8 protein-coding genes are annotated in these 12,765 nt (G+C 60.0%); 1 reads left to right on the top strand and 7 read right to left on the bottom strand.

The window, feature by feature from the left end:
* Positions 1-245: 245 nt before the first annotated feature.
* From argC to LBR61_01105, 7 genes are all read right to left on the bottom strand, one after another.
* Entirely contained in the window at positions 246-1,286 is a 1,041-nt protein-coding gene (argC, locus tag LBR61_01135) for an N-acetyl-gamma-glutamyl-phosphate reductase (GenBank protein ID MDR1730675.1), read from the bottom strand.
* Between the two features lie 57 nt (positions 1,287-1,343).
* A complete protein-coding gene (gene lysX, locus LBR61_01130; protein MDR1730674.1) occupies positions 1,344-2,174 on the bottom strand; it encodes a lysine biosynthesis protein LysX in 831 nt (276 codons plus the stop codon).
* A 9-nt stretch (positions 2,175-2,183) separates the two neighbouring features.
* Positions 2,184-2,354 (bottom strand): lysine biosynthesis protein LysW, encoded by a 171-nt coding sequence (gene lysW / locus LBR61_01125; protein ID MDR1730673.1) that lies wholly within the window; start codon positions 2,352-2,354, stop codon positions 2,184-2,186.
* 212 nt (positions 2,355-2,566) lie between these two features.
* The gene (gene tal / locus LBR61_01120; GenBank protein MDR1730672.1) at positions 2,567-3,670 is read right to left on the bottom strand and encodes a transaldolase; all 1,104 of its coding nucleotides are present in this window, start codon (positions 3,668-3,670) and stop codon (positions 2,567-2,569) included.
* 21 nt (positions 3,671-3,691) lie between these two features.
* Entirely contained in the window at positions 3,692-4,936 is a 1,245-nt protein-coding gene (locus LBR61_01115; GenBank protein ID MDR1730671.1) for a glycerate kinase, read from the bottom strand.
* 97 nt (positions 4,937-5,033) lie between these two features.
* Entirely contained in the window at positions 5,034-6,710 is a 1,677-nt protein-coding gene (locus LBR61_01110) for a glycosyltransferase family 39 protein (GenBank protein ID MDR1730670.1), read from the bottom strand.
* Between the two features lie 23 nt (positions 6,711-6,733).
* Complete coding sequence (locus LBR61_01105) at positions 6,734-7,630, bottom strand: hypothetical protein (GenBank protein ID MDR1730669.1); 897 nt, start codon at positions 7,628-7,630, stop codon at positions 6,734-6,736.
* Positions 7,631-7,778: 148 nt separating this feature from the next.
* Between LBR61_01105 and LBR61_01100 the strand changes: the two genes are divergently transcribed.
* Positions 7,779-11,948: a DEAD/DEAH box helicase gene (locus LBR61_01100; GenBank protein ID MDR1730668.1), complete on the top strand. Its 4,170-nt coding sequence runs from the start codon at positions 7,779-7,781 to the stop codon at positions 11,946-11,948.
* Positions 11,949-12,765 lie beyond the last annotated feature (817 nt).

Here is a 12,765-nt window from a genome sequence, read left to right as displayed (position 1 = left end):
CGGTGACCTGGTCCTGGATCGTCACGGGCAACAGGAACGTGATTATCGACGACGACGACACGGGCAAAAAGCATCACGGCGGGTGCAACGCGGGCATTTTGCCGGCCCTGATGGCGCTGACGCTGGCGCTGATTCCGGCCCTGACGGGAAAGAAACGACATTAAAAGAACGTAAAGAACATTAAAAGAAAGACGAGAGGGCGGCCTGCAGGCCGCCCTGTGTTAATGTTATTCAGGCAATGTTATTCAGGCGGGGTAAACCGGGCGCATGGTCAGGCCCGCGGTTTCCTCCAGCCCAAGCATCAGATTGGCGCACTGAACGGCCGTTCCCGCGGCGCCTTTCATCAGGTTGTCGATGGCGGAAACGACCAGAAGCCGCTCTCCGTCCTCGTGCAGGACAAAACCCGTAAGGGCGCGGTTGCTGCCCAGAACGAAACGGGGATCGGGAAGTCTCAGGTGGGGGGGACGCGCCGGGGCGAGAGACCAGAAAGGCTGTCCGGATGTTGCGGGGCGGTAGGCCTTCCAGATATCCGGTTCCTTCACTTTTTGGGAGAGCCGGACCTGGGCCAGCATCTGTACGCCCCGGACGATGGGGGCGGCGGTCATCGTCATCGTAATGGACGACGAATCAAGCCCGCACTCCTGAACGACCTCCGCCAGGTGTCGGTGACGAAAGGGCTCGTAGACGCGCAGGGTGCGGTCGCGGTAGGGGTGGTGCCCTCCCTGAGAGGGGGTGGAGCCGGCCTCGGATGAGCCGACGCGGAGTTCCATGCGGACGTCCGCGACGAGCCCGGCCTTCGCCAGAGGGGCCAGCCCCAGAATCGCGCAGGTCGCGTTGCACCCCACGCCGCTGGACAGAGAGGCGGTTTTCAGCTCCTCGCGATGGAGTTCGGGGAGGCCGTACACGGCTTCATTCATCAGTTGGGGAGCGGGATGCTCCTTTCCGTACCATTCCTTGTAGGCCGCCGGGTCTTTCAGGCGCACGTCGGCGGAAAGGTCGGCCACCTTCACGCCCCTGCCGCGGTAATCCAGAATGGTTTTCCAGGACGCCCCGTGGGGCAGCGCCAGAAAGGCGACGTCCGTCTCCAGTTTCAGGGCCTCCTCAGGCGCGATAAAGGCCAGTTCCGGATAGTCGGGTCTCAGATGCGGGTGAATGGTCCACACCTGCTGCGTTGCCCGGCTGCGCGAAACCGCCGCGATAACTTCCATGTCCGGATGTCCTGCCAGAATGCGCAGCAACTCTCCTCCCGCCATTCCGTTGCTTCCCCATACGGCGGCTTTGAACACGGGACATTCCTCCTTCTTTATTTTCAGCCTTCGTTAAATTCAGGCGTTTTTGTGTTTTCAGAGAAGCCCGACCGCGTAATCGATCATCAGGCCGGCCACGTCGATGCCCGTAGCGGCGACGGACCCGTGAAACTCCGGCTGTCCGTTGACCTCGTTGATCACCCAGCCCGACTCTGTCCCAAAAACGTCGACGGCCAGAAAGTCCCCGCCAATGGCCTTTGCCGTGCGGTTCAAAAGGTCTTCCAGTTCCGGTTCCAGGGCAAAAGGCTCCGGTGTGGCGCCTCTTGCGGTGTTGGTGATCCAGTGGTCGCTGGACCGTTTCATCAGCGTCGCCGTTTTTCCCCCGATCATTACGGCGCGCAGGTCAAATCCATTCTTTTCGACGTATTGCTGGATGAAGAACACGGAGTGGGCCGGACCCATGTGGTCCTTGTGCTCGACGACGGCCTCGCAGGCCTCCCGGTCGGATACCTTCGCCAGAAGCCGTCCCCAGCTTCCGGAGGCGGGCTTGAACACCACCGGATAACCCAGAGTTTCCGCGGCCTTCACCGCGGACTCGGAGGAAAGCGCCACCCGCCAGGCGGGCTGAGGGATTCCGACCCTGTCCAGCAGGGCCGCCGTCGAGATTTTGTCCCCGCAGAGCAGCAGGGTTTCCGACGGATTGATGACCCGAACCCCGCGGCTCTCCAGCAGCTGCGTCAGAGCGATGTTCTGCGTCTGGGAGACGCACCGGCAGAGCGCCACATCTCCCGCCGCCGCGGCAGCGAAGTCGTCGGGCCAGGAAAGTCCGCCCGCGTCGCGGAAGTCCACCTTCAGGGCGCGGGCCTCACATGCCCGAAAAAGGGCCTTTTCCTCCATGCGCAGGCGCGAATAGAAGATATGCAGCATCTGCCGTTCCTATTCGCCCCAGTCTTCCTGAACCTCCGGCGCTTCCTCCACCGCCAACGGGCTCAGAGACGTTACCTCCAGCTCGATTCCGCAGTCGGCGCAGGTCAGCAGTTCCCCCTCCATCACGTCGGTCGCCACGTTTACATCCCCGTCGCACACGGGACATTTGACAACACCCATCAAAAATTCCCCCTGTTTTGCATGTATATCTCGATTTTTCACCGGCGCGCCGGCAAAACGAGAATCGAAGGGCCCCTGCCAGCAAGCAGCGAGCCCTCCTGAATGGTGGAATGATAAACTAAGGTTGCCTTCTTGTCAATGAATAAAATTAAATTTCACTTTTTCCCAGTTGACCTCCAATTAACCTCAAAAAAAGTCTGTGGGTGTCGGGGTCATTGTTTTTTCGCTTTGGCTTCGATGCTTTTCATCAGCGTATCGAAGGAAGCGTTGAAGGCGGCCACTCCGTCCTGCAAAAGTTTCAGGCAGACGGCGTCGAGGTCGATGTTCAGCGCGTGGAGCCGCTGGAGGCGGGTCGTTGCGCCTGTCAGGTCGTCTTCCAGCAGGCAAAGGGCTTTTCCGTGCTCCATAAGGGCCGCGAGGGTTTTTGGAGGAATGGTGTTGACGGTGTCGGGGCCCACGAGGGTCTCCACGTAGAGGACGTCGGAATACGCGGGATTTTTGGTTCCCGTGCTGGCCCACAGGGGCCTCTGGGAGCGGGCGCCGGCGTCCGCCAGTTTCTTCCAGCGGGGGTTTTCGGGGTTGAAGACCGTTTTGTATTTCTGATAGATCAGGCGCGTGTTGTCCACGGCGATATGGCCTTTCAGGGCCTGTTCGTCCTCTCCTGGAGATTTCGCGAGCAGGGCGTCGACGACGGCGTCGATGCGGCTGACGAAGACGGACGCCACGGACGCGGGCGTGAGAGGTTCTCCCTTTTGCGCCAGCTTTTCGAGACCTTTAAGGAAGGCCTCGGCGACGGCGGCGTACTGCGCGCCGGAAAAAATCAGCGTCGCGTTGACGTTGACGCCGCAGGCGATGCACTCCTCAATGGCTTCGACCCCCTCGGAGGTCGCCGGAATTTTGATCATGACGTTGGGGCGCTCAAGGGCTTTGAAAAGGCGCTTTGCCTCGGATACGGTGGATTTTGGGTCGGAAGCCAGCATGGGGTTGACCTCCAGGCTGACGTAGCCGTCCCGTCTGCCGGTCCGGTCGTAAACGGTGCGCAGAATGTCCGCCGCGGCCCGTACTTCCCGCAGGGTGAGCGTTTCGTAAATGTTGGCGGTGGACTGTCCCTCCTGCGCGAGGGAGCGGACGTCCCCGTCGTAGTCCGTCGTCGCCGCTATGGCCTGTTCGAAAATCGCGGGGTTCGTCGTAACGCCCCGTATTCCTCTGGAGACCCAGTCTGCCAGCCCTCCCTCCATCAGAAGTTCCCGATTTATGGTATCGAGCCAGACGCTTTGTCCCAGTTCCGCAATTTTGTGCAGTATTGTTTCGTTCATTTGTGTTTTCTCCTGAAAATTTTATTCGACCAGCAGGACGATCAGATCGTTGACGTTGGTTCCCGTCGGGCCGGTAATCAGCAGATCGCCCGAGGCGGAGAGCGCGTGCCAGGCGTCGTTGTCGTCCAGCATCTCCTGGGGCTTCAGCCCCTTTTCCTTCAGACGCCGAACGGTTTGCCCGTCGACGATGCCTCCGGCGGCATCCGTGGGGCCGTCCGTTCCGTCCGAGCCCGCGGCCACAAAGGTGACTCCCTCCAGATCCCGTATGCCCAGCGCCGCGGCAAGGGCCATTTCCTGACAGCGGCCGCCTTTTCCGTGACCCTTCAGGTGAACGACGGACTCTCCTCCGCCGATGAAGGCCCGCGGGTGCTTTCGCGTCCCCCTGGAGCGGACGGCCTCCCGGGCGAGAGCCGCGAAAAACGCCCCAGCCGCCGAGGCCTCACAGTCCAGCGTCGTGGTCAGAAGCGTCGTCTCGAAACCCCTGTCCTTCAGAATTTTGCAGGCCACGTCGCACAGCACGGAGACGCTTCCGGTGATCTGGGTCGTGACGTTGTCGATCTGCTTGGGGGTCTCAATCTGCAATTTGTCGAGGATGTTTTGGGGCAGGTTCAGCCTGTAGCGGCGCACGATTTCCAGGGCGTCGTCGCGGGTGCTGAAGTCGGGGCAGGCGGGGCCGGAGGCGATGCTGTCGAGCCGATCCCCCAGCACGTCCGAGAGAATCACGCAGCGGACCCGGGCGGGCTGGCAGGCCATGGCAAAACGGCCTCCCTTGACGGAGGAAATCCGCTTGCGCAGGGTGTTGATTTCCACAATGTCCGCGCCGCAGGCCAGCAGTTGAGAGGTCATATCCGCGATGTCGGAAAGAGAGATGCCCTCCTGGGGAAGTTCGAAGAGCGCGGACCCCCCTCCTGACACCAGAAACAGGACGGTGTCCCGCTCCGACAGGCCGTTGAGCAGAGACAGCGCCCGTCGGGTCGCGTCCAGGTTGCGCTGCTCCAGAAGGGGATGGGCCGCCTCGAAAATCTCAAGCCCTCCGATAGGGCCCATGGAGTGCCCGTCCTTGGTAATGACGCAGCCCCGCGTGATCTGTGACCCCAGGAGCTCATGAGCGGCGCTGGCCATGCGCCACGCGGCCTTGCCGATGGCGATGAGAACGACGGTTCCTTTGACGGGTTCCGCGGTGAGCGCCTCCTTCACCGCGCTCTCCGGCAGAACGGACTTAATGGCGCTTCTGGCGACTGATTCCGCAATTTCACGAACAGGCATGGCGCGTCACCTCTCCATTTCGGTGAATTTTTTGTGAGTTATACGAGGGTATTGTCCCATATTTTGGCTTTCGCGTATACTTCTCAATTTATACCCGTCATCTTGTGCCGCCCGCGCTGTCGGGGAGGGGGAGAGGGAGGGCCGAACTGCCCGGCTTCTCTCTGTAGTTGCTCAGAATCACCAGCTTATCCGCGACGGACCGGCTTTCAAAAAGATTATAGACGTTTTTGGGCAGAGACGTCAGGTCCTGTCTGCTTTTTTTGATCAGCATGAAAACCCGTCCCGAATCGCCCCAGATGCGGTTCAGATCGGATATTTGCAGGATTTTCTGATCCTCGATTCCGTCGATGGGGAGGGTGTTCAACAGGAGAGAGTCCCGCGCGGTGTAAAAAAACAGGGACGGACGATTGATCGCGTACTGCAGCACGACGTCCTCCCGCTCCAGGTTGCTTTTCAGAAAGCGCCCGGCATCCCGAACCGAAACCTCCTGCGCCAGCAGGTCGAAGGCTCCGGCCAGAGGAAGCAGACTCAGCAGCGAGATCGTGCAGAGGTGCAGGAGCGCCTTGAAGGGCCTGCGTCTGAGGGTATCGTACCAGCCAAAGAAAAGAAACGCGAGGCAGAAGCAAAACCACGGAACGACAGAGGGGGCCGTCCCCTTCAGCCCTGCGGTTCCGGAGTGGACCGCCCGGATGAGGCCGGCAAGCAGAAAGGCGCTGAGGTACAGCAGCTCGAACAGAACGGCCCTCTGAAAAGGCAGGAGCCTGCGATTTTCCAGTGCTTCCGAAAAATGAACGCCGCAAAGGGCGGCTGTGGCGGGAAAAGCGGCGAACACCAGCAATCCGTCGCCCGAAAACAGGCCGAAACACAAAAAGACGATGGACCAAATCGACAGAAGAACGTCCTCCCTCCGGCTGGGGAGAACCTCACCCTCCCTCAGGGCGGAGAAAAGTCGGGGCAGAGTAGTGGAGAGGGTTTCCAGGCAAAATCCCGTCCAGGGGCAGAAGCCGGTTATGAACAGGAGCAGCGCCGGAACGAAGGTGTTGAAGGCGGGGGAGGGGTTGAAGCGCATCGCGGCCAGCAGGCCGGGATTGTAAGAGCGAAGCAGAAGCAGATAGCCTCCCGTCAGCAGGCAGGTCGCAGCCAGTCCCGTCCGGTGGAGGGCGGCCTTCAGAAGGAAACGCTCCTGTCCGGTCAAAAGGGCGTACAGCAGAAGAGACAGCCAGGGCAGAACGATTCCCGCCGGCCCGTAAGCCAGAAAGGCCAGAGCGGCGGAGACGTGAAATATCAGGAAAAAACGGCTGTCCCGAAAAGCGTAAACCAGCCCCGTCAGGGCGGCGGAGAGCAGACAGACGTAAAGAGCGTGGGGGGAAGCGAGCTGGGATACGCTGTAGGCCAGACAGCTCGTTCCCGCGATGACGGCGGAGAAGTTGGCCGCGGACTCGTCTTTCATCCTTCGGGAAAGGAACCAGGTCGAGAGGGCCGTTCCCACCGCCGCCAACGCGGGCAGGAAGCGCACGGCAAACTCGGACCATCCGAAGACGACCAGCATCAGCGACTCCAGCCACCAGAATCCCAGGGATTTCCCTCCCCAGGGCAGATCTCCGGCCAGAGGGGCAAAAAAACTTTGACGCGCCACCATGTTCAGCGCCACGGAGGAGTTGACGCCTTCGAGAGGGTCCAGAAGACCGTGATCTCCTATCCCGCGCAGATAGAGATACAGGAAGGCGATCAGAATCAGAAACGCTGTCTTGCGCGCCGAGGGCAGGCGTGACACTCGAGCTGTCCGTCCGTGCCCCGTCAGGGTCGTATGTCTCCGGGAGCGACGTCGAGAAGCGAGCACCCGAAGAGGGTAAACGCGCAGTCGTCCAGGGGGAAAGGATGCTGTCCCACGTAAACGCCGTCCAGTTTGACGAACATGCCGGGTTTCAGCGAAGCCACGCCCTCCGTGCGGGAGGGGTCGTAAAAAATGGCCAGAATATTGTCCTTCGGGCTGGATGAAGGCACTGTGGAGGTCCCGAATTTCACCACGTAGCCTCTGTTGCTCAGGCGATCCACGGAAACGACCCATCCGCTCAGCACGATGCGCCGGTCCCGGTATTTCAGGTCGAAGGAGGCCGCTCCCCGGGCCATTTCGGCGGTGAGAGCGTCCACTTCCACAACGCCGGCTTTCTGGTCGGCCAGGCGTTTGGCCGCCTGCTGCGCCACCGCATCCAGCTGGGTGTAACCTTTTTGCACCAGAGCGGTCAGAAGGGCGGACGCCTTCTCCAGATTTTTCGCCCCTCCGTAACCGTCCATGTAGAAGTACGCCAGGATGCTGTCGGCGTAATCATCTCTGCCCTCGATCGCTTCCAGTTTTTTGCGCCATTCCGTCGGATCGGGGTCGATGTTGCCCGCCCCGTTCAGGGAAAAGCTGGCCAGCTGCGCAATGGCCCGATATTCTCCCCTGTCCGCCGCCTTTTTGTACCAGCCGGCCGCCTTGTCCACGTCTCTGGGCAGCCCCTCGCCGTAATCGTACATGACTCCGATGGCCGTCATGCAGCGGGGATCATCCGACGCCACCAGCCACTGATGCAGAGCCTCGGCGTAGTCCCCTTTTTTACGGGCCTCCAGCCCCTCTTCATAACCCGCTTCGGCCCCCGCGCACAGAAAAAGCGCCGCAAGGCCGGACAGAAACATCAGAAAGTAATTTTTCATTGAATCCTCCCTGAGTTTTCCCAAATACTCCTGACCCTCGTTATTATATCGCTGTTTGGCTTTCCTCTCCCAGGATTTATTGACCATCTGTATTTAATAAAATATAATTTTAAAAAATTTAATTTTTGATCCTGTCGAGGAAAGAATTTTGCCGTTCGACGAAAAGCAGAGAAAAAAACTTATCGAGACCTGTCACGCCCTGCCTGACGAACAACAGGCCGCGCTTCGGGTTTTATCCGTCATTTACATTTCGGTGTCCACCGCGGATTTTCTGCGGATTCTGCAAAAGGTGGACGCGGAGGTCCCCGGAGCCGCAACGGGATGGTCCGAACGCTCCCTGAAAGACCTCCAGGGAATGGTGGAGCGGTGGAAGCGGCTGAAACTCATGGAAAAAACCGCCGACGGGGACTGGGCGTGCAATCGGCTGATTGTGGAGGTGGCCGCCAGGGAGGCTCTGGCGAGAGGCGATTTTGTCCACATCGACAGGATCGTGAGAGGCGCCCTCGACATTCGGGAGGAACGGACCACCTTCTGCTTCGAGTCCCCGACCCATTATCTGCGGGCCATGCGGAACGCCCTGTACCGGTGCGATCTGAGAACGTACGAAAATGTCCTTGCCGCGTCGGTTTACGAGCAGGAGGACCGCCACGGGCGGACCCTCAAAGACGTGGATCCGTACCTGGAGATTCTGGCCAATCCGCCGGACAGGGAGATTTTCCTTTCTCTGCCGCCGCGGATGGGAAAAGGGGCCTTCGAGTCCCTGCCCTGGAAGCTCCTGGACGACCCTTCCTGTTTCAGAAAAATGTGGGAGATCTTCGGCGCGTATCGGGAGAAAAATCCCGACGAGTTCGCCATGACGGCCATCTGGGCGGACTGGACGATCCTCTTTGGAAACATGGAGGAAGCGGTACAGGCGGCAAAAAACGCCGCTCTTCCGGACGCCTTCAGCATGGCCGCGCTGGAGGCCCTGACCCGCGGCGACCGGGACGAGGCTCTGGCCTTTTACGAAAAGGGGCTGAAGGCCCTGCGCAGGGCCGCGAAAAAACGCCGGGCGGCCTTCTACTCCTGGACGAGCTTTTTTTATCCGCTTCTTCTTGTGAGAGATGGCGCTTCCACGAAAAAGGCGAAGGACTATCTGAACACGGCGCGGGACTTTGGCATCAGCGTCACGACCTTCACGCCTTTTATCTTTTTGCGGACCCTCATCGACCCCGACTCGAAAAAATCCGGACTTTTCGAGTCCATGCGACTTTTACGCAATCGACCGGAGCGGGCGCTGTACGTTTTCTTTTTCGTCCTCTGCGCCTTCTGGATGGATTTGGACCGGACCCGCCTGGAGTGCAGGACGCTGACGCAGGAGACCTTCAGGGAGATTGAAGCCCTGGGCCTGCGGTTTCTGGCGGAGGAGCTGGCCGTGCTGATACGGGAGCTGTGGCCGGAGGATGAGAAAAATTACAGCCATGTTCGCGTGCCGGCTCATCCTCTGAAGGACCTGATGTCCTCCCAGAGGGAGTGGGAACGGTCCCTCACCGAGCTGTCCGGCATCGGCGTCCGGGGAGAGGCCGCAACCCTCAGGGGAGCCAAACGCTTCGCCTGGGAAATTTCCTGGTCCTCTCTGAAGGGCGTTCCGTACCATATTTCTCTGACGCCTCTGGAGCAGACCCTGCAAAACTCGGGCTGGAGCAAGGGGAAAAACGTCTCCCTGAAGCGCCTGTACCGCAAAATGGAGCAGATTCCCGGCATGACGGAGCAGGATCGTCGGGCGGCGTCCGCGATCAGGGAAGAGCGCGGTTACTTCGGCGCGAATTATTATATCGACGCTCCTCAGGCTCTGGAGGCGCTGGCGGGGCATCCACATCTCTTCCGCGGGGACGACGGCGGCCACGTGGAGGTGGCGTCGGACGAACCCCGGCTTCTGGCGATTTACGAGAACGGAAAATATCTTCTGGAACTGACGCCCTTTCCGAAGGGAAAAAACGCTCCCCAGCGAGTTATTCAGGAGGACGGGCACAACTGTCTGCGCGTCACCCGTTTCGACGAGCGCCACGTCCGCATGGCGGAAATTCTGGGGGAGAACGGGCTGATCGTGCCGGAGCGGGCGCGGGAATCGCTGCTGAAAACGCTGGAAAGCCTGGTCTCCATCGTGACGATCCACGCCGACATCGAAGGCATCGGGGTAAACGCGGAGCAGGTGGAGGCCGATTCGCGCATCTGCGTTCAGATTCAGCCCTCCGGCGACGGCCTCGACGTGGAGATGATCGTGCGCCCTCTGGGGCCCAGCGGCGTTCCCTGCCGCCCCGGAGTGGGGGGCAGCAGCATATTCGGAAGGGTCGATTCCCGCCGCATTCAGGCCCGCCGCATTCTGGAGGCGGAAAAAGACGCGCTGATGCTGACCCTGCGGAGCTGTCCCATCCTCATGGATGCCGAACAGGTCTCCGACGAGCGGTGGAATCTTTCCACTCCCGAAATGTCTCTGGAGTTTCTGATGCAGCTGCGGGAGATGGGGGATTCGGTTGTGGTGGAGTGGCCGAAGGGGCAGACCATGCAGGTCCGGTCCCAGGTGTCCATGTCCGCCATGAACGTTTCGGTGCGCAGCGTGCAGGACTGGTTCGCGCTTTCCGGCGAGGTTCGCGTGGACGAGCAGACAGTGCTGAACATGAAAGACATGATTCAGCTGCTTCGGGCCGGCTGCGGGCGCTTTCTCCCCCTTGGGGGCGGGCAGTTTCTCGCCCTTACGAAGGAGTTTCGGCGGAAAATCGAGGCTCTGGCCGCCCTGGGAGATCAGCGGGGAGAGGAGCTTCGGGTGTCGCCCCTTTCGGTGGGCCTTGTCGCGCCTCTGATGGACGAGGTGGGAGCCTTCCGGAGCAACGCCGACTGGGAGCGTCAGCTTCGACTCATCGACGAAGCCGCCGCCCTGAATCCCGCCTTGCCCTCCACCTTCCGCGGGGAGCTGCGGAACTACCAGATGGAGGGCTATCAGTGGATGTCACGGCTGGCCTCCTGGAAGGCCGGAGCCTGTCTGGCCGACGACATGGGGCTGGGCAAGACCATCCAGACCCTTGCCCTTCTGCTGGCCAGGGGAAGCGGAGGGCCGGCCCTGGTGGTGGCCCCCACGTCGGTTTGTTCCAACTGGCTGGACGAAGCGCGCCGTTTCGCTCCGGCCCTCGTCATGAAGGAGCTGCGCAACGGAGACCGGGAGCAGACCCTGAGCGACCTGGCGCCCCTGGACGTCATCGTGACGACCTACGGCCTGCTTCAGAACGAGATCGACCGGATTTCGGACGTCCACTGGCACACCATCGTTTTGGACGAAGCCCAGGCCATCAAGAACATGGGAACGAAGCGGTCCATGGCGGCGATGAAGCTGCATGGGGACTTCCGGGTGATCACCACGGGCACTCCCATCGAAAACCATCTGGCGGAACTCTGGAACCTCTTCCGCTTTCTCAATCCGCATTTTCTGGGGTCGCTGGACAGTTTCAACCGCCGCTTCGCCGCGCCCATTGAGCGGGACAACGACCCCGAAGCCCGCCGCCGCCTGAAAAAGGTGATCCAGCCTTTCATTCTGCGCCGCAGCAAGGAGCAGGTGCTGGAGGAGCTTCCGCCCAAAACGGAGATCACCCTTCGAGTGGACATGAAGGATGAGGAAAGAAATCTCTACGAAGCTCTGCGCCGGAGCGCCGTGGAGGGGTTGAATACGATGGCCGCCGCGGACCAGCGTTTTCAGATTTTTGCCGAGCTGATGCGACTGCGCCGCGCCTGCTGCAACGCCTCTCTGGTCATGCCGGAAGGAGAGTTCCCCTCCGCGAAACTGGAGGCCTTCGGTGAAATTCTGACGGATCTGAGGGAAAACGGCCACAAGGCTCTGGTGTTCAGCCAGTTTGTGGACCATCTGACGATTCTCAGGAAATATCTGGACGAGGAGAAGGTCGGCTATCAATATCTGGACGGAAGCACCCCGCCTCAGGAGCGGAGCCGGCGCGTCCGAGCCTTTCAGTCAGGGGAGGGAGACTGTTTCCTGATCAGCCTGAAGGCGGGGGGAACGGGGCTGAACCTGACCGTGGCGGACTACGTCGTTCACATGGATCCCTGGTGGAATCCCGCCGTGGAGGAGCAGGCCTCCGACCGCGCCCACCGCATTGGTCAGGATCGTCCGGTGACGGTATACCGCATCGTCGCGAAGAACACGATAGAGGAAAAAATTGTGGATCTGCACGCCTGGAAGCGGGACCTGGCGGAAAGCCTGCTGGACGAATCAGGCGTTCCCGCAAGCCTCAGCTCCGAGGAGATGCTGGCCCTGATTCGGGAGACCCGATGACGAAAATCCTCTTTCTCTCAGAAAACACTCGCGTTTCCTCCTGATTTCTAATTTACCCTTTCCCCTATTCCACGACGGTCCCGTCCGGCGGGCTGACGGCCACGGGGCGATCCGGCTGAGGCGGGGGCGGAGGCAGATTGTCGGGCATGTCCGCGTACACGGGATCTCGGAGAACCCGCAGTTCCACCTCGGTTTCCAAATCTCCATAAAGAAGCCCGCAGCGTCGTTCTTCCCGGCTTTTTCCCGTGGAGCATCTCCTGCTCCTTTCCCTGGAAATTTTCCTGCGTCACCATCGCCAGATCCGCACTCCCCACCGCATACTCCGTTCCAAGGCCCGGATTGGAGATGTTGTATCCGCTTCCATCCTCAGCTTCCGCAAACAGTGTCATAGGCAGGGATTCGTTTTCCGTAACAAATAAAGGCTTGCCATCCCGTGCTTCCTGAAAATAAATTCGCTTCAGCTTATCGGCGGGGGGCATCACGGACACGGTCACCTTTCGTCTGAGAAACCTTCAGGTTTATTGTCTGCCTCTCAATGAGCACCGGATCATCGTTGCGGTCGTCATATTCTTCATTAAATTATGCTAAAGTGATGGCATGTCTTGCTTCAAATTGACATGAGACAATAATCATACAAAAAATGAAGGTCGCTGTGTGCAGGACAGCGACCTTGATGAAAGGAGATGTTGCGGAAAATCTATAATAGGAAGAGGCCGAAAATTTCAAAATTCGATTTTGATCGGATCCTCTTGTGAAGAATCCTATCACTCCTCCAAAAATGTAACAGGCATTTTAACGGAGTATATCACTAGGGATT

The organism is Synergistaceae bacterium (assembly GCA_031272035.1).
Taxonomy (GTDB): Bacteria; Synergistota; Synergistia; order Synergistales; family Aminobacteriaceae; genus JAISSA01.
This window is presented reverse-complemented; position numbering and strand designations above follow the sequence as displayed.

Coding starts and splice junctions, on each gene's coding strand:
- lysX (MDR1730674.1), bottom strand. CDS start 2,174: ATGCTGCATATCTTCTATTCGCGCCTGCGCATGGAGGAAAAGGCCCTT.
- lysW (MDR1730673.1), bottom strand. CDS start 2,354: ATGGGTGTTGTCAAATGTCCCGTGTGCGACGGGGATGTAAACGTGGCG.
- tal (MDR1730672.1), bottom strand. CDS start 3,670: ATGAACGAAACAATACTGCACAAAATTGCGGAACTGGGACAAAGCGTC.
- LBR61_01115 (MDR1730671.1), bottom strand. CDS start 4,936: ATGCCTGTTCGTGAAATTGCGGAATCAGTCGCCAGAAGCGCCATTAAG.
- LBR61_01105 (MDR1730669.1), bottom strand. CDS start 7,630: ATGAAAAATTACTTTCTGATGTTTCTGTCCGGCCTTGCGGCGCTTTTT.